This window comes from Thalassotalea sp. Y01 (assembly GCF_012932945.1).
Lineage (GTDB): Bacteria > Pseudomonadota > Gammaproteobacteria > Enterobacterales > Alteromonadaceae > Thalassotalea_A.
Genome location: NZ_JABBXG010000005.1, coordinates 336,550 through 360,848, shown reverse-complemented (window position 1 = coordinate 360,848; position 24,299 = coordinate 336,550). Strand labels below are relative to the sequence as shown.

The 24,299-nt window shown below is 43.3% G+C and carries 16 protein-coding genes; 6 read left to right on the top strand and 10 right to left on the bottom strand.

The annotated features are described in order from the left end of the window. Nucleotides 1–73: 73 nt before the first annotated feature. Nucleotides 74–346, top strand: coding sequence for a hypothetical protein (locus tag HII16_RS09915; protein WP_169129734.1), 273 nt, complete (start codon nucleotides 74–76; stop codon nucleotides 344–346). Nucleotides 347–683: 337 nt separating this feature from the next. Continuing rightward, nucleotides 684–845 (top strand): hypothetical protein, encoded by a 162-nt coding sequence (locus tag HII16_RS09910; protein ID WP_211183473.1) that lies wholly within the window; start codon nucleotides 684–686, stop codon nucleotides 843–845. Between the two features lie 283 nt (nucleotides 846–1,128). Here the strand turns inward: HII16_RS09910 and HII16_RS09905 are convergent, their stop codons facing one another. From HII16_RS09905 to HII16_RS09865, 9 genes are all read right to left on the bottom strand, one after another. Further along, nucleotides 1,129–5,271: a S8 family serine peptidase gene (locus HII16_RS09905; RefSeq protein WP_169129730.1), complete on the bottom strand. Its 4,143-nt coding sequence runs from the start codon at nucleotides 5,269–5,271 to the stop codon at nucleotides 1,129–1,131. A 42-nt stretch (nucleotides 5,272–5,313) separates the two neighbouring features. Next, on the bottom strand, nucleotides 5,314–9,042 hold the full coding sequence (locus HII16_RS09900) for a S8 family serine peptidase (RefSeq protein ID WP_169129728.1): 3,729 nt from the start codon (nucleotides 9,040–9,042) through the stop codon (nucleotides 5,314–5,316). Nucleotides 9,043–9,423: 381 nt separating this feature from the next. Then, nucleotides 9,424–10,182 carry a hypothetical protein gene (locus tag HII16_RS09895; RefSeq protein ID WP_169129726.1) on the bottom strand — a complete coding sequence of 253 codons (759 nt, stop codon included), beginning with the start codon at nucleotides 10,180–10,182 and terminating at the stop codon, nucleotides 9,424–9,426. A 215-nt stretch (nucleotides 10,183–10,397) separates the two neighbouring features. Then, the gene (locus HII16_RS09890) at nucleotides 10,398–11,540 is read right to left on the bottom strand and encodes a porin (protein ID WP_169129724.1); all 1,143 of its coding nucleotides are present in this window, start codon (nucleotides 11,538–11,540) and stop codon (nucleotides 10,398–10,400) included. A 228-nt stretch (nucleotides 11,541–11,768) separates the two neighbouring features. Continuing rightward, nucleotides 11,769–12,638 (bottom strand): bifunctional methylenetetrahydrofolate dehydrogenase/methenyltetrahydrofolate cyclohydrolase FolD, encoded by an 870-nt coding sequence (gene folD / locus HII16_RS09885; protein ID WP_169129722.1) that lies wholly within the window; start codon nucleotides 12,636–12,638, stop codon nucleotides 11,769–11,771. Nucleotides 12,639–12,956: 318 nt separating this feature from the next. Continuing rightward, nucleotides 12,957–15,074 carry a phosphate acetyltransferase gene (pta, locus tag HII16_RS09880; protein ID WP_169129721.1) on the bottom strand — a complete coding sequence of 706 codons (2,118 nt, stop codon included), beginning with the start codon at nucleotides 15,072–15,074 and terminating at the stop codon, nucleotides 12,957–12,959. Nucleotides 15,075–15,083: 9 nt separating this feature from the next. After that, entirely contained in the window at nucleotides 15,084–16,292 is a 1,209-nt protein-coding gene (locus HII16_RS09875; RefSeq protein WP_169129720.1) for an acetate kinase, read from the bottom strand. 90 nt (nucleotides 16,293–16,382) lie between these two features. Continuing rightward, nucleotides 16,383–16,943: a hypothetical protein gene (locus HII16_RS09870; protein ID WP_169129719.1), complete on the bottom strand. Its 561-nt coding sequence runs from the start codon at nucleotides 16,941–16,943 to the stop codon at nucleotides 16,383–16,385. Between the two features lie 35 nt (nucleotides 16,944–16,978). Next, nucleotides 16,979–17,944, bottom strand: coding sequence for a helix-turn-helix transcriptional regulator (locus tag HII16_RS09865; protein WP_211183472.1), 966 nt, complete (start codon nucleotides 17,942–17,944; stop codon nucleotides 16,979–16,981). 84 nt (nucleotides 17,945–18,028) lie between these two features. On the opposite strand from HII16_RS09865, the gene HII16_RS09860 reads away from it, so the two are divergent. The 4 genes from HII16_RS09860 to HII16_RS09845 all read left to right on the top strand — a co-directional run bounded on the left by HII16_RS09860 (nucleotide 18,029) and on the right by HII16_RS09845 (nucleotide 22,884). Continuing rightward, nucleotides 18,029–19,663, top strand: a complete 1,635-nt coding sequence (locus HII16_RS09860) for an FAD-binding dehydrogenase (RefSeq protein WP_169129717.1) — start codon at nucleotides 18,029–18,031, stop codon at nucleotides 19,661–19,663. Nucleotides 19,664–19,694: 31 nt separating this feature from the next. Then, nucleotides 19,695–21,431, top strand: coding sequence for a thiamine pyrophosphate-binding protein (locus tag HII16_RS09855; RefSeq protein WP_169129716.1), 1,737 nt, complete (start codon nucleotides 19,695–19,697; stop codon nucleotides 21,429–21,431). Between the two features lie 267 nt (nucleotides 21,432–21,698). Beyond that, nucleotides 21,699–22,106: a hypothetical protein gene (locus HII16_RS09850; protein WP_169129715.1), complete on the top strand. Its 408-nt coding sequence runs from the start codon at nucleotides 21,699–21,701 to the stop codon at nucleotides 22,104–22,106. 301 nt (nucleotides 22,107–22,407) lie between these two features. Then, complete coding sequence (locus tag HII16_RS09845) at nucleotides 22,408–22,884, top strand: YchJ family protein (protein ID WP_169129713.1); 477 nt, start codon at nucleotides 22,408–22,410, stop codon at nucleotides 22,882–22,884. Between the two features lie 132 nt (nucleotides 22,885–23,016). Here the strand turns inward: HII16_RS09845 and HII16_RS09840 are convergent, their stop codons facing one another. Next, the gene (locus HII16_RS09840; RefSeq protein WP_169129711.1) at nucleotides 23,017–24,294 is read right to left on the bottom strand and encodes an ATP-binding protein; all 1,278 of its coding nucleotides are present in this window, start codon (nucleotides 24,292–24,294) and stop codon (nucleotides 23,017–23,019) included. Between the last annotated feature and the right edge of the window lie 5 nt (nucleotides 24,295–24,299).

Genomic DNA, 24,299 nt, shown 5'->3' with positions numbered 1-24,299 from the left:
TAATTGGAAATAGCCCTTTTTGCCGTCCATACTCTATACTCAAAATATTAAATCAAAATTAATAGGGTGAAATATGGACCTAAATCAAAAAGATCATGGCGTCATTGCGGTACTTCTAAAACGTTTTGAAACCGAGCGCTACCCTAAAATGCAAGCACTGCAAAAAAAAGTAGATGACGGTGGTGTGCTTGATGAGCGCGATCTCGAGTATTTAGAACAAATTCTTCACGACAGCCATCAAGTCATGGCTTTGGTCAAACGTCACCCTGAATACGGTGCTTTAGCGAAAAAAGTTTTGGAGTCTTATCAAGATATTATGACCAAGTCACAAGAAAACAATAAATAATAGACAACAGCGCTCACTGCGGTACAACGACATGCTAGGTTGGTGTTGCTTTCGAAAAAACAGGCACCGCCGGCGATAGTAATGTTGCAATCGGTGCTTAAATCGATAGTGTGACAACTGTGTATTTTTCGGTGCCAAGCTATGGTTAGAGCATCACCGCTAACCACAAGGAGTCAGAGAACCCGAGTAACCTCAAACTAATTAATCACTTCCTTATAGTTTTCTGTCTTTGTTAATTGTACTTGATAGCCTTTCTCTCGCACCACACAAATAGAACGTTATTTAACCATTTTAGTGATATCTCATTGCGTTGTGCGTTTTTCACAGCATGTGAGGCATGTCGAAATGCGATATGCGATATGCGATGCAAAATCGAAAATTGAAAATTGAAAATGCAGAAAAGTTCAGCAAAATAGTACAAGACAATATAGAAATTGGTAATAAGGTTCGTATAGCAACAATGGATGGTGATGTGGTTGAGATGTGGGTACGAGAATAAACCAGCAATTTATCTCTAATATTGACTCTTCGTATACAGCCAATTACAAAGAGGTAAACATCAAGCTGAGCGAAATTGCAAAAATCGATATAGTACAGTCATCCGCTGTCGACTTGCAGATAACAGGTCTAGATATGTTTTTACAAGCGTCTATCACCCCCCTTAATTACATTTTTACTCTTTCTTCTCATCATTTAATTACGCTAATTGATAGACATAAAAAAAACACCTGTGACATAGTCAACAGGTGCTTTTTAGTTTGCTTAACGATATATCATTATGATTATTTGCGTTTCGCTAGTTTGCGGCCTAAACCAAGCATACCTAGTAACAACATAACCATTGATGTACTACCACCATCACCAGGCTTTTCTTCAACATCAACTGAGAAGTTAACAGGTTGACTGTCTTTCTCACCATTTGATGCCACCATAGCAAATTCAAGGGTAGTCAACTCATCTACTTTAGGTGCTTCAAAACTCATGCCGTTATCTACAGTCGTGATTTGTGCTGTAGGACCTGAGATTTGCGTCCATCGGTAGCTGATTTGTGGGTTTTCAATAACCGCATCAACCATATTGGCTTGAACAGACACGATTTCGCCCTCTTCAATCAATGCAACAGTGCTAACCACTTCAGCCGTTGGACGACCAGCGATAAATACTGGACCTTCGGTTGTTTCAACAACGTCTAGTTGCTCTTGTGTTGCTGATGCAACCATTGAGTGAACAACCGGTGTTGCATCTTGCATACCGATAACTTCGCTAGCGTTTAATACAACGTTAAATACCGTTGTTGGTGCGCCAGCTGGGTGAACGTAGTCAAAGCTCATTTCATTGGCTTCAAATTTGTAAGCCAAATCTTTGGTTGACTGAGTTTGACCAACGCCATCGATAACCTGATCAACAACCAGTAAATCAATACCAACGTTGTCAGCTAAATCAACTGAGAAGTCATAGTGACGATCTTCACCGCTATTGTTTGCAGCTAAATGCATAGCGAAAGAGATAACATCACCAGATACTGATGCAGGCTTCACTTTAAGCTCATCTGCACCGCGACTCATGTTTACACGCACGGAACCAATGTTTCTTGGAACTTCAGCATCTGTACCTAACCAGAATACACCGTGGTATTTGTCGCCTTCATTCATCATTTGATCCCACTCAACACGCGCATCAAGTTCTTCACGAGGAGCCGCTTCTGAAGGTACATGAACTAGCATGTTGTCTTCATCATAAAGGATGTTGTTAACAGTTAGCTTAACGTTATCCATGATAGGTGCATCCGCACACTCCATGCCTTCGTCTGCTTCCTGGCCTTCTTCACACACCATTTGGTTTTCTTCTAATGGTGCAGGACCTTCTGCCCAGTTATGGATAAGAATCCAGTAGGTATCTTGGATAGGATCAAGAATATCGATTACTTCGTTTGAATCAGGACTCGCACTCATATAGCGAATCAAGCCCATTTCAATGGCTGATAACTTACCGTCAAGGTCGGCATCGATACCGATAAAGACATCCATATCCGGAGACGTCGTTTCATCAATACTAACCAATAAGCGCTTAGTACCAGCCTGAACGTTTAATGGAATGGTTTTGATGGTCGGGTTGTTTTCATCACGATAATCGAAAATCTCGTTGTTGGTCGCATCGCGCATCAATTCAAAATCGTATTGGTCCGCTTTAACGATACCTGATTTTTCAAGTTGTAGATCGTTAGTACCTGCTGTAATGATACCTTCAACTTTAACAGAGTCGTTAGTACGATGAACATCGATATCAATTTGCTCAGGAACAATACCAGCAATAAAGTTAACCGTTACCGGCATGGTCAATGTTGGCAGAGATGCATCAGATGGAGTTAATACAACGCGTGCGTTTACCCACTCATCTTTCAGGCCTTCACCCGCATTAGCCATGAACTTAACAACAGTCTCTTCACCTTCTACAGCGCTGAATGTCATCTTATCCGCTGACAATTCAAAACCTTCGTGATAGTACATGAAACTTACTGTGTAATCAGTCGTCGCGGTTGCTTTAAAGGTACGAGTCCAATCACAATCAATCAAACATTTGCCTTTTGACAAGCTTGGCATGTTCATTTGATGTGGTTCACCATGCCAGCCAGCAATTTCATCTTGCTGACCATACTCTTCGGCATATGGGTTAGCTGCTTCATAGCCTGCACGAGTTTCGTCCAAAACAAGACCGGCATTAATGGCAACGTCGACACGGGCACTACCAGCACCAGTGCGGTGGAAGTCAGCACGATTCATTTCGCCATCAAAGTCATCGTCTTCTTTAACGTCGGTGAATGCGGTCATCATCAGAGCCGATTGCGCTTCCGCCGGTGTCCAGTCTGGACGCGCCGCTTTCATAAGCAAGTACATACCAGCAATATGAGGCGATGACATAGAAGTACCGCTCATAAAGCGCCAGTCACCATCGATTTGCGCATACACAGGGTTTGCACGGCTGTGCATACGACGACCTAAACCGCCAGCAAGAATATCAACACCTGGAGCACCAATATCTGGTAATAGATAATCACCTGTGAAGTAATCAGGACCACGTGACGTAAAGCTTGCCGTGATATCAGCTTTGTCTTCATTAAGCTCTAGCTCAGAATCAGTGAAGCTCACACTGTGGCCTTCGCCAGTTTCTAACCAGGTTAATAGTACATCACCGTCTTCTTTAGTAAGGTGAATTGCAGGTAATACGTGCAAATCATTGACAACATTATCAAATTCATCGTCAGAATTGATAAAGATCATGCCAGCCGCACCTGCTCTTAATGCTTCCGCGCCTTTTGACAAGCGAGATAAAGGTTGACCATCGGCATCCACACCGCCGCGACGACAGACGACAACTTTACCTGCAACATTGCCTTCAGCCCAAGAAGATGGTAAGGCTCTGTCACCACATGCGCCAACCATACCGGCGGTCTCTGCGCGAGCTTCGTCTTCAACATTCCCGGCATATACCACTTCAAGAGCGCCATCAAGACCAACACCTGATGTTGCGCCTTTACCAAATAGCTCGCCTAAATCAGTGTCACCACCAGTGAAAGTGGCTACTTTTTCTTCAGTAAAGTCACGAGAATGAGTAAATGCTGCAACAGTGGTTACCCAAGGTGAGTTACCTGGAGAGCCTACGGTTTTCTCACCACGAGCACCTGAGTTACCTGCAGATACAGCGGTATGAATACCGGCTTCACGAGCCGACAAGAACGCTAATGAATCCGCAGAGTACCAAGGAGAACGGGCGCCACCACCAACAGAGTAGTTCAATACATCAACGTTATTGGCAATCGCGTGCTCGATTGATTCAACCGCAGCATGGTCCCAACAACCACCAACACCACACGTTTGATATGACATGATGTTAGCGTGTGGTGCAACACCACTGATGCTAGTAGTCATTTCAGAATTGTAGTACTTATGTTTCCAGGTTTGTTCCATGTGTGGATAAACCGTTGGGTATTGCACACCATGTACGACGTTACCGGCAATGGTTGAAGCAACATGGGTACCATGACCATGACCATCCTGACCAGTTAGATAACGCATATCAGATGTTGACCATGCGTGCGTAAAGCTGATGTTGTCATAGCCGATAACACCGACTACCTTATCGTTACACCAAAATGGTTGATCAACACAATCACCAAAGTACACGCCTTCGCCGTATGGGTTGGTGTGATCATAACCGTCACCGCCAATGTCAGCAAATGCCGGATGATGAGGTACACCATCAAACGCTGCGTCACCGCGCCAACTCCAGCCTTGTTTCAAGAAAGAAGCGATACCAGTATCCATAACACCGATAACTAAACCTTCACCTTTTGAGCCTTCGATTTCAGCGTTATCCCAAATCGTTGGCGCACCAACATGCTGTGGACCCACATCGGTCATCAGTTGCTTAAGCTCGTCTTTTTGTACCGCTAAAACGCCAGGCATTTTGCGCAGTGATAATACTTCGTGTTCTTCAAGTTCCATTAACATACCGTTAAGGGCTACTTGATAACGACCTAGCATATTAACGCTGCGATTTAATTTACCTTGTACATTAGCAAACACTTCATTTTGCTTTATTGACAAATAATTACGGTAAACAACAGACGCTGAGCTATTCAGATCAAGCTTACCACTAGCATTAGTGTTTACACCGTTAGATGCCGCTACGTTTGTTGCCTGAAAGCCTTTGATGCCACCTTGATAAAGTGCTACAGGCTCGTCTTCAAGTAACACGAAATAACGGGCTTTTTGATTTTGTACCGTTGCTTTTGCTTGCGCATTCACATCGGCAATATTGGCTTGCACGTTCGGAATATCATCCGGGTATTGCTGCGCGGCGATTGCGCCAAGCGTCATCATACCCAATGGCAAAGCCATTGCTATTTTGTTTAATTTAAACTTCACAATTTTTTCCTCATATGAGAGGCACGAGGCCTCTCATTTTCATTATTTATACACGCGGCGTGAGATAAGGCCGAACAGGGTTAACAGGGCAAACACAAAACTTGTGCTACCTGCAGATGAGTCGTCAGATTCTTCTGCGATTTCTTCCTGATTTTGCTCTTGTTTTTTATCAGAGCCCTGAGCACTTTGTGCAACTTCAACAGTTACCTGTGCTGTAGCTTCGTTAGCACCATCCGTCGCAACAATGGTTGCGTCGTAGTTGCCAGCGATTTCAGCAGAGCCTGAGATAACGCCAGAGGCAGAAATCGTTAAACCTTGAGGAAGATTATCTGAGTAGTAAGCAACACCGTCACCTTCTACATCTACAAAGGTACCGTTCAAGTCAACATTCACAGTGTCGCCAACGCGAGTGATGATGCTGTCTGTTAACTTCACTTGCATAGGGGCAACATCGTTAACGTTGTTAACGATAACGGTTACTTCTACTAGCTTAGAATCACGGTTTACATAGTCCGCTTGCAGTTTAAGAGTAAAAGATGTGTTATCTTCGTAGTTAATAGCATCAGCATTAGCAACAGAAATAGTACCGTCGATTGCTACACTAAAAGGTGTACCTGGGATGGCATTAACCAAGTAAATTTCACCATCCGCCGTTTCCGGTTGGAAGAAGTTACGGCTATTCATGTCAACTTTGCCAACAACGGCACCATTTTCAGCGTTTTCATAGACAATGAATGATTGGCCTTCAATAACGGTTGCGTCATAACCAAAGGTTGCGCCCGACATGTAGAACTGGTCGTTACCGGTTTCAAAAATCATTACACCTTCCGGACAATCTTCATGGGTCACCCAGATACCGGTTGAAACAACGTTCGGGTTACACTGTAAGCTTGCGCCAGCAGATACACGTACGGTTTCGCCAGGAGCGATTTCCTTACGGTTTGACCAACTTAGTGCTTCACCTTCGTCATCTAACGTAGCAATCTTACCTGTGGTAGCTAACAACGTAGATTTATTCTCGATACAGTAATCAGGATCCCAGCTTTTTGCTGCACAAGGCGTCCAGGTATCCCACCAATTTGGATAACCAGTTTCACCAGTGTGGTCGACAATTTCTTCGAAATATTGACCATTGATCATTGGGTTATAACGAATTACGTTGCCGCTAACTGGAGATTGAGCATCGCGGTCAGATGCAAATTGCCAGCCTAAATTGCCATCGAACGCATCAACAGACTGATAGTCGTGGTGATATAGATCTTCAACACAGATATGGCCTACCGCAGTATCGTCGCCTATAGATACATCTACCGGGAATTCGCTGTATTTCACGCGATAAAGAGGATCCCACCAACGGAATTCCAATGAATAATCAATGTATTTCAGTTTCGGTAAGCCACTATCAACAGTGATAATTTCAAAATATGCCAGTTTGTCAGCATCTGTCGCGCTTCGATCTAGGGCAAATGGGTCATCTGCGTATTGCTCTGTAATCGCCTCTGAATAGATACTAAAGTACGACAATACGTGTCCTGCTTTATCAAAGTGCTCTGCTACAGGCACATCGAACTTATCGAACATTTGCACTGCCATAGATAACATGGCATTTGATTCACAGCGATCATCCGCTGAAATCGTTGCACCCATGCGCTTATACAAATGACCTTGACCACCCGCTTTGCTTGGTTCTTTGACTGGAATAGTAACAATCGATGGTAAGGTATGAAGAACACGCGTTTGTGCGGTGTTGTTAGTAACATCAACCAATGAGCTTTCGATCCACTCACCAGAACTATTGCTCAACTCAACCATCTTACCGCCATCATATGGAAGGCGAGTTGTGATCCCAAAGTTGTCTTTTGATAGTTCAGCAGAGCTTTTTGGGAATACCTGCCAAGCCATGGCCAAATCGGCAGCGTTGTGCTTGGTGCTAGTGAAAGTTAAGTAACCGTTTACAGACGCTTTTGACCAGTTTTCAATGGTGAAGTCTTCTGTCGACATTAGCGGATCAGTTGCTAGCTTGCTCGCATCCAAGGTCATAGTAACCGGGAACGAAACTGAACGGTTACCAGGAACGTTAACCACTTCAGGGTATACAAAACTTACTGCAGCATTGTTTGTCTTTTCACCATTGACCATTTGGCTAATAGTGTAAGACTGAACTTTATGAGTTAAGTTTTTCAAGGTTACATAACGAGTTACGCTTGTTTTGGTTGCTGTTTCAACAAAACCGAACGCAAGACCAGGCTGATAGCTTGATGATTCAAACGCAACCGCGTTAGCAGTTACTGCATTTTCGCCATCAACCATACCGGTACCCATAAATGGTACTTCAGCCAGTTTGTGTGTGTGTACATCAAATTCTTCGATGTAGGCGGTGTTGCCAACAATTCCTTCGGCATTTGCGGTATTTGCTACCAAAGCTTTCGCTTCAATTGGGCTTAATTGTGGGTATTGCGCTAAAATGCGAGCGGCCGTACCGGCTGCATAACCAGCGGCATAACTTGAGTGTGGTGATACCATTAGGTTATCTGCACCAGAACCGGCTAGAGGACCTTCAATGTTTTCACCAGGGCCTACAACTTCTGGTTTTAACAGGTGACCACCACGAACTGGACCTGCAGGTGTAAAATCACTTAGTTGCATGGTTTCACCGTCAACAGATACGGTACCAACGGTTAGTGCTTCAGGAACAGCACCACGCCAAGCAAGATTAAAGTATTGGTCATAATAGGTTTGACCTGCACCAACAACCAATAATGAACCTGTCGCGCTTAATCGACGCACCAAGCCAATATCACGAGTTGGTTGAGAACCTTGAGTGTCACCTTCTACGTAGAATGCGTTGTTACCCCATGCGTTCATAACGATAACGTCTGGACGGTCGCTAATATCACCATCTTGGTTAGGATCGACAATAACGTCTAGTACAGGATAGAAATAGGCGTGTGACCAATCGTAAGTTTTGTACGACAAGATTTTTGCATCAGGTGCTTGTTCTAGAATTTGAGACGCGATCACGGTACCTGATGGTAGAGCACCACTTTCAACATTCGGATCACCAGCCATTTCTAGCGGGTTGTAGTCGATATAGTGGTAACCTTCTGCACCGAAGTCCAGACCACCGATAACGGTATCAGTTGGGAAACCATCCCAAGCATTGTGGCGGTTTGCCCAAGCTTGCTCATACGCTTCAACAGTACCTTCTCCACCTAATGCTGCGTGGGTGTAGTCAATACCGTTAGCGATAATAGCAACGGTAACGGCATCACCTGCATCTTTGACATTTAAGAAAGGAAAACGAGCAAACTCATCTTCAGCAGTGTAGTTTGGCTCTTCGTTTAACAGTTCAGCAAGAATAACACGAGAGTCTTCGCGAATAGTTTTTGCTGCTTCGTGCGTCATTTGCACATAAAGAGCATTCTCGGTTAAACGTGCTTTACGAGTAAGCACAGCATTAGCATCCAGGTTGCGGATAGCTGCCATAATATCTTGTTGTTGTTGTTCGATTACGGCAACGACCTCTGAGCGATCACTTCCTTGAGCGCTATAGGTACTGTCTAGTGCACTTTTTTCTGACAAAATGAAAAGATACACACCTGTTGTTTCGTGTGCTTTTGCAAAACTTGATTGTTGATCAGTTTGCGCTTGTGTTGAACCGTGCTGATAGGTAGATAGCTTATTATTTGTATCTTGTGCTTGCTCGGCGTGTGCAGTATTTGCTAGCGCCGCTCCTATCAACATAGCCAAAGTCGATGATTTAAAAATCATGCCACTCCCCTACTATGCTATTAAGCGTTTTTATAAATCCGATCTCTTGTCGATGTAATACCAACAAACATCGGGGTTGCATGATTAATAAATAAGCTAGGCTAAAGACACAACAGACAGCTCCTCAAATCAGTGTCAATTTAACCTCAAGTAAATATCAATTACATTTAATTACAAATAGTTACATCAATATTCAAGGGTGTAAAAAAACGCTCATCAGACCACAGTTGATACAAATAATTTACATAAAACATTCAACAATATGAGCTTAAAGATTCAAGAAATGTATATAAGAAGGGAGGTTGCCCCCAGACTGGATTCCAGATGACAACCGGGTGTTAAAAAATAACGGCTCACAGGAGCGTTATCCAGTATAAATAGCTACAGTGGTTTGTTGACTAATTGCTGTTGTTTTTGCTGTATTTGTGACGTTAGCGTAAACGTTAACAAGGTTAATAATAGTAACGACAGCATCGATGCCAGAGACAGATAAACTAGAGTATTTAATGGCAAAAACAACCCACCTGTCACTATCATTACATCATTAAACATTAGCGAGGTCATTAAAATACTGACGATTGGCTTGGCTAATTCCTGACCGCGTAATCGGCACAAATGACGCATTAACTTTGTCGCCAATAGCCAGAACCAAGTTTGCGCCACAACGCACAAAAACAAACCTAAATAGACATCGCTAAGCAGTAGCAGGCGTGATAATGCCCACAACCAAACCAAGGTAACCACACTCGAAAATTGCTTTTTTACATCCTGCTTTACCACAAGTCTTTGTAAGCAAAACACCAATATTAATGGCGCGCTAAAAGCAAATATTAACTCGTGCAATAAAACAGCGTCAAAACTCAGGTGTACTGGTGACAGCACAAAAGCAACCAGTAATGGTTTAAACATCAGCATGGCAATTAAGCACAACAAAATAAGCGTCACGGTGATCGAATAAGCTTTGCTTTTAAAAAATGACCATAACGTCATTGATTGTGAAAGTTGCGTTTTGTTCATATAAGCATGCTGGCCGTGTTTCGCGACCAATAACCGGTAACCATAAAAGATGCCGCTACTATACGGATCAGCAATGCAACGCCCTAATGACTTTATTGCAACAACACTATGCACTAAACGCATAAATCAATTTGCTAGGTATCTCCTAAAACAATTAAAGCTAAACCCCAATAAGCGACTGTTCGCTTGCTACTCGTTATTAGCTACGAGTTAATGGCTACTCGTTACTTGTTGCGAATTTACAGAAACAACTGCCTATATTGGCTAAGGGCACGACTAGCGTTCCCTTGCCATACATTGCTGAGCATCGTTACTTGCGCAGTGATACAAGCGCAACATTAAAAGCTATAGCGGGCACCTAAACTTAACGTATCTGCATCTTCTAGGTCACTGCCATCGTGATTTTTTGATTCATCAAGCTTGTACTCAGAGAAAACCACAAACTGATTACTCATATGATACGCAGCACCGGCGACGTAATAAGCTCGCTCGTAATCATTGTCGGCATCATCACTGCTCATACTGTTGTAGGCAGCCAAAAGCTCAACATCATTATCAAAACGATAAGAGGCCATCAATTCAATACCACTGGCTTCTTCAAGTAAGTCACCACGGTTATCAAATTCATGGTTTTCTGTCTCAACGGCGACCGCTGCTGCGTATAATCCGGTTTTGCCTAAAGTGCCATAGGTCACACTAACTGCCGATAAGGTGTCATCTAATTCACGCACTAAGGTATCGTCGATTGCACTAAACTCTACCGATGCTTGGTTGTAAGCCGCACCGACTTTTAATTGCCACGGCAATTGATAGGTCAGAGCCACACCATATGAATTGTCATAGGTGATTTCCGCATCATTTAATACGTCAAAAGGTGGCGGCAACTCTTCACTCAACACCGCAGTATCCTCGGTACCTTGAAACTGAGCGCTAAGACCTAAATTACCAAATTGATTATTGTATTGAATCGCTTGTTCTGCTCGTCCGGTACCAACATATCCACCATCACCTAGGGCGTAGGCACCTGCGGCGTCACCACCAAAGACATTAAGATTATCGGTCACACCGATAACTTGGTATACAGAACCCCATTGCTTACCGACGCTGACACTACCCCATTTATCATGGCGAGCACCAACGAAACCAAGACGATTAGACAAGGTATCTGAAGATTCTCCTTGCGCCAATCTGGCATCACCACCAAGAGTTAAATCAGAATCATTACTTACCAAGCGTACTGCCCACTCTGCGGTGGCAAAAGCAGTCCAACCGTGTTTTAACTGGTGAGTAAAATTAAGATTGATACGAGAGCCACCGTCAACAACCTCGTCTGTGCCATCGGCAAACACCATATTTGGCTCAAAGTAACCACCAATATTAAAGGTGTTTTTACCATCATCGTATACCTCTACTGCGGATGAGGATAACGGCACGGTCGCCAATGCTGTTAGTACCGAAGTTGTCGCAAGTTTTGTTTTCATCTTAATTGCCTAAATCTAAGTTGTTTTGTCATTCACTAATGTTTGGAGTGACGTTATAACAACCAACGGCAATCAAGAGAATAGTAAAAAACCCTTTAAAACAATCAATTACAACTCAAGAATAGGTATTACTGAAACGTTAAAAGCGTAAATGAAAACTTTCACACAAGTTAACCAAAAGGTGGCCATTTCACCGTGCCACCTGTATTTGAAACAGGATTAATCGCGCTACAGGCTATGTGTGGCGGCGAGAAAGGTATTTTCTAACAAGCAGGCAATGGTCATCGGACCAACACCGCCTGGAACCGGAGTAATAGCGCCAGCGACTTTCACTACTTCAGCAAAATCAACATCGCCCACCAGCGTATATTTATCCTGTTGTTCATCAAAAATGCGATTAATACCGACGTCGATAACGGTTGCGCCGGGCTTGATCCAATCACCTTTAACAAAGTTAGCAATGCCAACTGCAGCGATAACAATATCTGCACCACGTACCACTTGTGCGATGTTTTCGGTACGAGAATGAGCGATAGTAACAGTACAGTTTTGCTGTAATAACAGCATCGCGACAGGTTTACCAACAATATTCGAACGGCCTAAAACCACCGCATGTTTACCGCTTAAATTATCCCCTAAGGCTTTTTTTGCAAGAATGACACAACCTTGAGGCGTACACGGGACAAGCCCTCCAGGCAAACCACTGAACAATTTCCCTGAGTTTAACGCATGAAAACCATCGACGTCTTTGTGCGGCTCGATTGCTTCTAATATGGCATGTTCATCAATATGCTTGGGTAATGGCAACTGCACCAAAATACCGTGTACATTGTGATCGGCGTTTAGGCGAGCAATATGAGCAAGAATCTCTGTTTGGCTTACATTATCAGCGAGTTTAATTTCATTTGAAATCATACCGACTTGTTGTGTTTGGCGAATTTTATTTCGCACATACACCTGACTTGCGGGATTGTCGCCAACCAATATAACGGTTAAATTTGGGGTAATGCCATTGACGTCAACGAAGGCATCGACTTTAGCGCTTAATTGCTCGCGTATCTGTTGAGCCGCAAGTTTTCCATCTATTATGTTTGTCATAGGTTTTATTTTCGTTTTAGTTGTAAGTAGCGTTAAGTTATTGTTTATCTTTCGTTTTTTATTCTGCTGCGTAAATCTGATGCATTACTTTGATGTAATACGTCGAAGTATTAAGTTGATGCATTGAAATCTTTCATATTAGCGATCAATTTTATCACTGATTGACCTGTTTGAATGCAGGTTGATACGCATACTATTGATATATAGCACTGGTAAGACCGCGGCTTTTTGTCCACAATTGCGCACAACTTACAATATATTAAAAAGGCTCCAGCAGTTATCACTGTGGAGCCTTTTTATATCACGGTTTATTTAGGGCTACTTTTTTTGCCCAGCTTGAATCGCCGTGAGCGCTATGGTGTAAACAATATCGTCAACTAACGCCCCACGAGATAAATCATTTACCGGTTTATTCAAACCTTGTAGCATTGGACCAATACTGATCAAGTCAGCAGAACGTTGTACGGCTTTGTATGTTGTATTACCGGTGTTTAAGTCAGGGAAAATAAACACCGTCGCCTGCCCTGCCACTTTGGAGTCAGGGGCTTTTTTACGAGCCACATTTTCCATTACTGCTGCGTCATACTGTAAAGGACCATCAACCAATAAATCCGGTCGCTTTTGTTGTGCTATACGCGTCGCTTCAGCCACTTTTTCTACATCAGCACCAAAACCTGAACTGCCGGTTGAGTAACTGATCATTGCTACTCTAGGTTCAATACCAAATTGTTGCGCCGACTCAGCGGACTGAATGGCGATATCAGCCAATTGTTCGGCATTAGGATCTGGATTAATCGCACAATCACCATAAACAAACACCTGATCCGGTAACAGCATAAAAAATACCGAACTGACTAACGAGTTACCCGGAGCGGTTTTGATCAATTGCAGCGCCGGTCTGATGGTATTGGCGGTGGTATTGACTGCGCCAGATACCAAACCATCGACTTGCCCGAGTTGCAACATCATAGTCGCTAACATGGTATTGTCTTTCAACTCTTCTTTAGCCACGACTTCGGTCATGCCTTTATGCTTACGTAATTCCAGCAACGGATTGACATAGTTTTCTCGAATTAGTTTCGGCTCGGTAATGATCACCCCTGGCGGCAAGGTAATACCTTGTTGCTCTGCCAACATAATGATCTCGTCTTTTTTACCTAATAACTGACAACGAGCAATGCCGCGCTCGGCACAAATAGCCGCGGCTTTTATGGTGCGAACTTCGTTACCTTCAGGCAAGACGATAAGCTTATTGGCCGATTGAGCTAATGAGGTAAGCTTGTGACGAAACGCGGGCGGTGATAACAATTGTCCGGTGACTTTACTGCCAATATATTTTTCCAACCAGGTCTGGTTTAATCTGTCGGCGATAAACTGTTTCACTCTATCTTGGCGCTGAATGTCTTCTTCTGGGATCTCAGGGTTAAAGCCCATTAAGTTGCGTGAGGTTTCCCACGTATCCGATTCTACCGACAACACCGGCAGTCCGGTTTTAAATGCTTGTTGGCATAAATCAAGTACCGAATCATTTGGCAAATAGCCGTTGGTGAGCAGCAAGGCGCCCATCTTGGTACCATTGAGCGCCGATAAACAGGTAGCGATGATAATATCCGTCCTATCGCCCGGGGTGACGATTAATCGACCGGGCTCAAGATGGCTCATTAAATTTGCCACACTTCGCGCACAAAAGCTGATGCTGCGAATACGGCGATGCTCCATATCACCACGATTTAATATCGTTGCGTCTAAATACTTGCCAACCTCTTCGACTCGTGGCGCAACCAAGTCCATATCCCAAGGTAGCGCACCAATTAGCTTGATCTCTTTATCAGCAAATATTTTTAAATTTTCCCATTCACTGATGTCACTGTTTTGAGTGAACTCACCTTCTCTTGGCAGCAAACCAATCACATCTTTGTCAGGTGCATTAATTTTATTAATGATCATGCCTTTAATGCGAGAATTTTTCAGACCACCAAATGTTTTTGCACTGACCTCGACACGATCTTGAAATCGTTCTGGCGTGTCGTTATCTGGGGTTGCGACAAAGATAATATCAGCAGACAAAGCACTGGCAACCTCGGCATTAATCTTAGCCGCATAGGTATGCTTGGTGGTTTGGATCATGCCTTCTATTATCACGATATCTTTGTCGATGCTTTCAAAGTTACCAACAATCTCTTCCAACACCACATCGAGCTGATCATTACCGACCTTTTCTTCCACCGTACTGATTGGAATAGAGTTTTCAATAATGCTGTTAAATTCTGGCGGCGAGCTTATTGCACTTTGTAGGATGTTTCGTGATGGCTGACTAATGGGTTTAAAATAACCGACATCCACACCAAGTTGTTGTAATTTGTGGTATAAACCAAAGGCGGCGCTGGTAAGTCCGACCCCAAAGCCAATTGGTGTTAGCATAATTCGTCTAGGCATTACTGTCTCCTATTCCTGCGCTTGTTCAGCGATAACCTGCGCACTTTGCATCGCGATCACCAGCTCTTCATTAGTTGGTATTACCAAACATTTGACACTGTCATCGGTAGAAATAAGCCCTTGCTTGCCAAATCGCACGTCGCTATTTCGTTGCGGGTCGATGGTCAAACCTAACAAAGCTAATGAACGCACCACTCTTGAACGCACCAAGTTCGAATTTTCGCCGATACCACCGGTAAAGATCAAGGCATCAAAATGGCTTAATGCAGCCATAAACGAGGCAATCGACTTGGCAATGCGATAGCAAAAAATGTCCATGGTCAGATCCGCATGTTGGTCATTGTCGTTAACGATTGCTTCTTCAATGGTGCGACAGTCATTGGACATTTGCGAAATCCCCAATAAACCACTTTCTTTGTTCAACAAACTATTCACTTTATCTGGGGTGTAATTGAGCTGTTCAATTAAGTGAAACACAATACCGGGATCGATATCGCCGGATCGGGTGCCCATAACTACGCCTTCTAATGGCGTTAAGCCCATTGAGGTGTCAACGCTTTTGCCGTTTTCAATGGCACTAATGGAACAACCGTTGCCAAGATGAGCGGTAATAACACTGGTCTCATTTATAGGCTGTTGCAAAGCTTTTGCCGCTTGATTGGCGACAAAGAAATGACTGGTACCATGAAAGCCATAGCGTCTGATGCCATGTTGTTTGTATAAATGATATGGCAAACCATAAATAAAGGCTTTTTCTGGCATGGTTTGATGAAATGCGGTATCAAACACCGCCACTTGCGGCGTGTCTTCAAATGCTTGTTCTGCCGCTTCAACGCCAACTAAGTTAACCGGGTTATGCAAAGGCGCTAATTTACCGAGTTCGGCAATAGAGGCTTTTACTTCGTCGGTGATCATGGTTGGTTGCGAGTATGACTCACCACCGTGCACGACCCGATGCCCTACGGCACTGACCTTGTCTGCTAACCCGACCTGCTCTAACACACCGACAATAAAGTTAACCGCGATTTGATGGTCAAAAGGTTCTGATAACGCAGTTTGCTGTTTTTTGCCTTGATGAGAGATTTTGATAAACGCCTGCTCCGTCATTAATCGCTCAGCAACGCCAGAAACAAATTCTTCGCCGCTGTCGGGATCGATTAGTGAAAATTTCAGACTGGAACTGCCGCAATTTATTACCAGAACGGTTTGCTCAGACATAGATTACCTTACTAAGTGTTATGTTGATGCTTGAAGTATAGATAATAATATCGAGATTTTATTGATTTGGAATAATTTTAACAGGCAAATTTACAACTTTTTAACAACCGTCATATTTATTATAAGTGATTGTAAAATTTTGATTTTCTCATTTGTTAATTGCCTATAATCGAAATATGGACAAACAATAATTGATCGACTCTCACATATAGCGATATCCGCTGTTGGCCAAAAACAGCGCTGTAAAAACCCTTCTCCTAGTAAATTTGTTGCGTAGGCTTTGCCCATAACAATATGCAATCGTTGCCGAACGTCGAGTTGCTCGGCTTGTTGCGCAAACAACAAGGCACTATTACTGCCTTGTTGCAATAACCTGTGGTCACGATAATCTTGCCAGCGTTGTTCCTTTATACTTGCGTTACTTGTGTTGTTTATTGTCGACAAATCAAAGCCAAGCTTGGCATAAACATTAAAGATTTTGCGCCAATGGTTTGAGGTGTGTTTGCCGATATAATGGATATCACCGGATTGCAGCGGCACAATCCCCTCAGGCGCATCAAATGGGGCCAGCGGCGGTCTATTTTGACAATAAACCCGCATTGTTGCGTCGTCATCGCCAAAGCCTGTCAGTGTCTTTATGCTATTGTCCATGGTAATTCCATTAATAATGGGTTGGAATGTTGCCGTTATAAATCGCTTTGTTTGACTAAAGCAATGAGTTCGCTTTTGCTACCTATATTGAGCTTTTTATAGACTCGATATAGGTGATTCGACACCGTAGATGGTGACAATTGCAATGACTTTGCCGCTTGTTTAAAGGTTTGCCCTTGGACAATACAGGTCACCACCTGCTGCTCTCTTTCTGACAAACTGGCCAAGGGCCCTGTTGCCCTTATTTGCACCAAATAACGGTCATCAAATGGTGCCACCGACATCGATAAGCCTTCAATGTCGGCAAGATTTTGCGGCAAAAAAGGTAAGCGCCCGGCAGGCAAATTATCGGCAAATTGTGCCAGTAATGGCAAAAACTCACTCTGCACTTGGTGTAAGTAGCCCTTGTCGTCACAGATTGCAGAAAATCCAGGTTGATTTTTGTCATCCGGTAACGCCATAAACAAGGCGTGATTGGCGGCGGTAAGTAAATGATATAAGGCTATTTGCTGTATTTTCTTATCTTGCTCAGAGAACGGTCGTTGGCGATCAAAACGATACAAACTTAACAAGGTAAATAAGCCGCTTTGCTCATCTAAATGAATGCTCGATAAAATCCGCTCAATGCCGTGTTGACTAAAACATTTTTGATATATCTGCGACTGGTAAAACTCGCTATCGGGGCACAAATCACGCATATCAATTGGTTGCCCTAACTGCTGCAACAGCACGTCCGCTAACGGATTTATGTCAAGGTATTGCAGCAAATCATGAGATAACTGCTGAGCTACATTAAACAGTGTTTGATTGTGAAAGGTTAACGTTTTCTGATGCCCATTACTCCATATAGCACCATCAAAATCAATAACTTGCTGTAATCGGCCAAGCGCATATTGGCGGTATTCTGCCAAGTCTATCTTGCCAATATCGGTATAAATTTCACTGATAAAGCGTTGTAAAGCCATCTGCTGTTGTTCAGCATTTGCGTGAACGTTCGACATCACCATTAGGTATTTTTTACCATAGCGTTTTATTTTTTCTCCATTATGCTAAGCATACACACTCTGGTAAAGATTAATTTTTCTATGCGCAACAATGAAACATCCCAACAGGTTGAATCTTGCGACGTACTGATCGTCGGTGCTGGCATTGCTGGCTTAACCGCGGCGTTGGAATTATGTCAGCAAGGGAAACGTGTTGTCATACTAGAGCGACAGGGCCAAGAAATGGTCGGCGGCCTGGCACGTTGTGCATTTGGCGGCATGGCATTGGTTGGTACCGAAGAACAAAAACGTAACGGGATAGATGATAATGCCGATATTGCCTTACAAGACTGGTACAATTTTGCCGACTTTAATGATGACGATGATTACCCAAAACAGTGGGCGCAGCTCTATTGTCAACGCAGTTATCAAGATGTTTACCTACACGTAAAACAATTAGGTATTAAATTTTTACCTGCCGTTAATTGGGTTGAACGTGGCATGTACGGCGATGGTAACTCATTACCCCGCTATCATGTGATGTGGGGCACATCATTGGAACTGGTTAATAAAACCTTAGATGCGTTATCAGCATTTAAAGCACCGCAATTAACGATTAAATTTGAGCATTCTGTAGACCGTTTAACCACAAACGAGCTTGACCATATTAACGGTTGTATTGCCACGACAAATGAAGGCGTTGATGTCACCTTTGAAGCCTGCAACGTAATTATAGCCAGCGGCGGATTTACCGGCAATCTTGATATGGTAAAAGCACATTGGCCTGTGCATTGGCAAAAACCGACGCGATTGTTAAATGGCACCAGTCCGAGTTGTGATGGTAAAATGCACGATGAAGTCGCCCGTCATCACGGACGGTTAACCCATTTAGATAAAATGTGGAATTATGCTGCAGGCATTCCCCACCCTGAACCACTCTTTGAACAACATGGCTTGAGTTTGATACCGTGTAAATCCGCTTTATGGCTCGATGCCAATGGCGAGCGTATTGGCCCGCAACCATTAGTGACAGGCTTTGATACCCGAGATTTATGCAAACAAATGGCAAAACAACAACATGGTTACGCATGGCAGGTGTTAAATTGGAAAATAGCCAGTAAAGAGTTCGCCATTTCTGGCGCCGAGCACAACCAAATGATCCGCGATAAAAAGTTTGTTACCTTTATAAAAGAAACACTGCTTGGTAATCATCGTTTGGTTAAACAAATGCAACAGCAAAGCGATCATTTCATTGTCGCCGATACGGTCTCGGAGCTGGTCAGCAAAATGAATCAATTAGCCGATACAATTGACATGGATGAAACGATACTAAGTCAGACATTAACGGATTATGACGCCAACTTGGCTCGGCCAAGTGCGCAATTTAACGATGATCAAATCCGCCGTATTGAACACGCCAGAAAATGGAAAGCCGATCGATTACGAACCTGTAAACCTCATCCAATTCAGGACAGTAAACATGGCCCATTGATTGCGATAAAAGTCAGTCTGATCAGTCGCAAAAGCTTAGGTGGTATTCAAACCAATATCTACTCACAAGTCATTAGCAATGGCGGTGAACCTTTAGCTAACCTTTATGCAATCGGCGAAGCAGCCGGCTTTGGCGGTGGCGGTGCCAGTGGCAAACGCTCGTTAGAAGGCACCTTCTTATCCGGGTGTATTCTTACCGCAAAACAAGCGGCGAAACATATCTGCCAATCGAACATTAACGAATAACTAGAATAATATAGACGACGAGATCACTAAGATGAAGAAAACAGCAGCATGGCTAGCTCGATACGCACTGGAGCAAATTGGCGTAAAATACACGTTTGGCATCCCGGGAGTCCATAATACCGAACTTTATGATGAGTTAAACAACTCAGACAGCATACACCCGTATTTGGTTATGCATGAAGGCCATGGTGGCTTTATGGCAGACGCTATTTCTCGCACCACCGATAGTGTTGGCGCCATGGTCATTGTTCCCGCTGCTGGCGTCACCCACGCCGCCAGTGGCATTGCAGAAGCATATCTTGACGGTATTCCAATGTTGGTTATCTCTGGTGGTATCCGTAATGATTCTAAATTTAACTATCAATTACACCAACTTGATCAAATCAAACTGGTTGAAGGTTTCACCAAAGCAGCCTTTAAAGTAGAGACACATGATCAAGTCATCGATACCATATACAAAGCATACGAGGTTGCCACATCCGGCGAACCTGGTCCGGTATTTGTTGAGATCCCGGTCAATTTGCAACTTAATAAAGGTGACGTCAGTGAGTTTTCAGAGTATAAAGCGAAAGCCAATCCTGCCCTATCAGATCAAACCTTAGCGCAAGTATCCGCTGCGGCATCGTTATTAAAGAGCAGTAAATCACCGGCAATCTTTGCTGGCTGGGGCGCTGTGCATGCTAATGCAGAAATGACCCAATTGGCCGATATCATGCAAACGCCAGTAGCGACCACGTTACAAGGTATCAGCGCATTTGCCGCAAACCATCCACTGCATGCAGGTTTTTGTTTTGGCCCAGCAGCAGCACCTGCGGCGCAGCAAGCCATCAATGATGCGGATTGTGTTATTGCCATTGGCACTCGATTTGGTGAAATTGCCACTGGCAGTTTTGGTGGCAACATGCCAGTAAATTTGATTCATATTGATATCAATCCCGAGGTGTTCGATTGTAACTTTGCCACTAAGGTCGCTATTGAAGGTGATAGCAAACAAATATTGACCGCCTTAGTCGCCGAGTTAGCCGCTCACAAATCATCTGTTGATGGCGATAAAGTAAAAGCTACTATTGCTGCAAACAAGCAAGCTTATCGCCAAGCTTGGTATCAGCACGACAGTAAAGATAAAGTAAACCCTGCCCGCTATTTCGACGAACTGCGGGCGCAATTAGACGATGACGCGTTTATCGTCGTTGATGATGGCAACCATACGTTTTTAAGTGCTGAACTTATGCCAGTGCATAAACCATTTGGTTTCATCTCTCCGACAGATTTTAATTGTATGGGTTACGCGACGCCTGCTGCTATTGCGACAAAACTGGCGAATCCGCAACACGAAGTAGTAAGTGTGGTTGGTGATGGTGCCTTTATGATGACCTGTATGGAACTCGCCACCGCTGTAGAACACCAAATTGGCTGTATCATTGGCGTATTTAATGACGGTGAGTTGTCGCAAATTTCGCAAGCTCAGCAAATCCCTTATAACCGAAAAACGTGTACCGTATTGCCAAAAACGAAAATCCAAGGCATCGCCAGTGCCACAGGCGCAGCTTATGTGCGCATCGAAAATGACAGCGAGATCAGCAATGGTATCCGTCAAGCCCGAGAAATTGCCGCTAAAAAGAAACCTGTGATTTTAGACATCAATATCGATTACTCAAAAGCAACGGCATTTACTGAAGGCATTGTGAAAACCAATTTAAAACGTATGCCGTTGCCGACTAAAATGCGTATGATAGGACGGGCTATCTATCGAAAAATTACCGATTAGTTAAAACGTTCAATTGGTAAAATCTATGCAAGCGCAACCGCAAGGTTGCGTTTTTTTATGCTAATCGTTTATTTATTAACGCCCTTTGCAAGCCATCAAGTTCGCTGACTGTCAAGTACAGTATACTGTAGAGCCCGATAGTCTATTTAGATTGTAGGCTACCCAACCAACACTGTATAAATAAACAGTTAAAGTTCTTGACCCAGTTTTAAAAAACATATACTGTTTATTCATACAGTATAGATATAAACGACTGGAGACCAGCAAATGAATCAACAATTATTAAACAAAGACGCAATATTAAATGGCCATAACAATCGTTGGTTGACCATAACATCACCTGAAAATGCTCAGGCGATGACGCAAGACTTAGCATTGTTATGTCAACATAACCAACAACAAAAGCGTTGGATTTTATGTGTCGATAGTGATGATTTAGATATCCAGCCATTGGCTGAAAAAATTGATTGTTCAAAATTATTGCGCGTCAATGGTCAACACCAACCTCTCGCGTTTGAGAAAATCGCGACGACCTTATTGCGTGGTAACTGTTCTACAGTGATCATCTGGGACCAGACATTTAGCGAAAGTCAGTTGCAAATGCTGCAAAGTTGCGCAAAACACGGCAATACCGAGTGTATTATCGTAAATTCAGCAAAAAGCGTATTGCACTAACGGTTTTGTTTTTCTAACTTCGTTTTTCTTTACATGTTTTTTCTTGGTAGGTCTTTGCTTTGTCAGTCTTTTCTTTGAAGGTCTTTTCTTTGTGGATATTGATTACCGGTATTGAGTGCACACAACAAGTTTTAGGTGAGGTATTAGCCCCTCCAGTTCAGTAGTTCCATTAGCTAATACCTTGCCGCCCAATTCCCTTTAGCTTTAGCCAATACCAATAAGCCGACAAGGCAAATTTTATTATATTTTGTTATAGTAGCTTGATGACCATTCTATATAACTAAGTCCTGCGTCACTGATCATGCAAAACCATTTATGCCCATGCGGTTCACAACAAGAATTAGGCCAATGTTGCCAAGCCATTATTAACGGTGCTAAGCAAGCTAATACGGCTGAGCAGCTTATGCGCTCGCGTTTCACCGCCTACGCCCTAGGCGATTCTAAATACGTCGCTAATACCTATGCAGCTGCCAAACAAGCAGAAAATAGCGAAGCGGATATCAAAGCATGGATGGATGAGACAGTATGGTTATCATTAAACGTCGAACAAACCGATTACACGGACAACACCTACCACTATGTGCAATTTGTCGTGCGTTATTTACATGGTGAACAACTCTGTGAGATGCGCGAGAATTCACGTTTTTTGCAAGAAAATGGCAATTGGCGATATTTAGACGGTGATATTATCAACCATGATGTCGTCAAAACCATTGGACGCAATGAACCTTGCCCATGCCTAAGTGGCAAAAAATTTAAACGCTGTCACGGCAAATAAAACCAGTTAAGTCTTTTAGCTCGGGCAATAACTGTATCGCTAGAAAACGCTTTTACCTTTCATGTAATGCAAACAAACAAGCAAATAAAAACGGCGAGCCGTAGCTCTCCGTTAATCTTTACAAGAGAGCTATTATTGCGTTGGCCACTTAATACTGAATTTAGCCCCGCCCAGCTCACTGTCTGAGACACTGGCCTCGCCATTGTGCCAAAGCATGATCTTACTGACGATAGCCAAGCCTAAGCCAAAACCACCGGTGTCTTTACCACGACTTTCATCGAACCGTGAAAAGGCGTCAAAGATAATACTTTTAAACGAATCTTCGACTCCATCGCCGTCATCTTCTACATCGATACAACACTGACCTTGTTGTTCATACATTCGGATCAACACCTTACCATTACCATATTTTATGGCGTTTGCGAGTAAGTTACTCAGCGCACGATTAATAAAGTGAGGGTCACATTTAATCAATTGTTGATCTAGCTGCGCGTCAACATTTATGTTTGCACACGAATGAGAAAAGCTATGCACCTGATAATTTACCAATGCAGTGATATCGGTTTGTTCCATGGTCATGTTCGGTTGTTCACTTTCGAACGACGCGTAAACCAATAGCTCATTTACTAACGACTCAAGTTCGCAGATATCGGTATTGATTGAATCTGTATAACGTTCTCTGGTCTCGTCATCTTTTGCACCACGCAAAACCTGCAAGGCAAATTTGCTGCGTGCTAATGGTGTTCTTAACTCATGAGACACGGCATTGGTGAGCTCTTTGTGAGCCTCAATCAGATTATTAATGCGCGTAGCCATCATATTGAAGGTTTTCACCATAGGTTGAACCAGCGCAGAATCTGCTTTTTCAACTTTTGCGTCAAATTGACCATCACCAAATGCGGTAACGGTTGCGGCTAACCTATCGAGGTCGCGAGACACAGGCCAAATCCAGAAAAACACCACAAGCCCCAGTAAGACCATAATAGCGACTCGCACCATGGCTTCAGTTTTTGGACGGGTTGGCGATCGAACGGGCCCTAACACTAAGACTTGTTCCGATTCGGCCATAGGCAGGAATAAGGTCACATGATCATCGTCATAATAGACGGTGACATCTTCACCTTGTACATAACTCATGTCAGGAACGAGCGTTTCAACTTCCGTTTCAGAGACAATGACAATTGGCATCTCAAAGCGCCCATTTGCACTGTCAATAAAATCATTCCATAGAGTTTTATCTAATACTAACAATCGTTCATTGATTGCAAGCATTACCGTTTTATAGCCTGTATACGACTCAACATCCTGCTCAACACTACGGCTCCAGATATGATCTAGAGCATAGCTGAGCACACCAAAACAGGCGATGATTAAGAAATACAGGCTAAAAAATGAGCGACCAAGTTTCATTTTTT

Bases quoted from the DNA above. Each gene is read 5' to 3' on its own strand.
- pta (WP_169129721.1), bottom strand. From the start codon at position 15,074: ATGCCTAGACGAATTATGCTAACACCAATTGGCTTTGGGGTCGGACTT.
- HII16_RS09875 (WP_169129720.1), bottom strand. From the start codon at position 16,292: ATGTCTGAGCAAACCGTTCTGGTAATAAATTGCGGCAGTTCCAGTCTG.
- HII16_RS09840 (WP_169129711.1), bottom strand. From the start codon at position 24,294: ATGAAACTTGGTCGCTCATTTTTTAGCCTGTATTTCTTAATCATCGCC.
- HII16_RS09900 (WP_169129728.1), bottom strand. From the start codon at position 9,042: ATGATTTTTAAATCATCGACTTTGGCTATGTTGATAGGAGCGGCGCTA.
- HII16_RS09915 (WP_169129734.1), top strand. From the start codon at position 74: ATGGACCTAAATCAAAAAGATCATGGCGTCATTGCGGTACTTCTAAAA.
- HII16_RS09895 (WP_169129726.1), bottom strand. From the start codon at position 10,182: ATGCGTTTAGTGCATAGTGTTGTTGCAATAAAGTCATTAGGGCGTTGC.
- folD (WP_169129722.1), bottom strand. From the start codon at position 12,638: ATGACAAACATAATAGATGGAAAACTTGCGGCTCAACAGATACGCGAG.
- HII16_RS09910 (WP_211183473.1), top strand. From the start codon at position 684: ATGTCGAAATGCGATATGCGATATGCGATGCAAAATCGAAAATTGAAA.
- HII16_RS09845 (WP_169129713.1), top strand. From the start codon at position 22,408: ATGCAAAACCATTTATGCCCATGCGGTTCACAACAAGAATTAGGCCAA.
- HII16_RS09855 (WP_169129716.1), top strand. From the start codon at position 19,695: ATGAAGAAAACAGCAGCATGGCTAGCTCGATACGCACTGGAGCAAATT.
- HII16_RS09850 (WP_169129715.1), top strand. From the start codon at position 21,699: ATGAATCAACAATTATTAAACAAAGACGCAATATTAAATGGCCATAAC.
- HII16_RS09865 (WP_211183472.1), bottom strand. From the start codon at position 17,944: ATGTCGAACGTTCACGCAAATGCTGAACAACAGCAGATGGCTTTACAA.
- HII16_RS09870 (WP_169129719.1), bottom strand. From the start codon at position 16,943: ATGGACAATAGCATAAAGACACTGACAGGCTTTGGCGATGACGACGCA.
- HII16_RS09890 (WP_169129724.1), bottom strand. From the start codon at position 11,540: ATGAAAACAAAACTTGCGACAACTTCGGTACTAACAGCATTGGCGACC.
- HII16_RS09860 (WP_169129717.1), top strand. From the start codon at position 18,029: ATGCGCAACAATGAAACATCCCAACAGGTTGAATCTTGCGACGTACTG.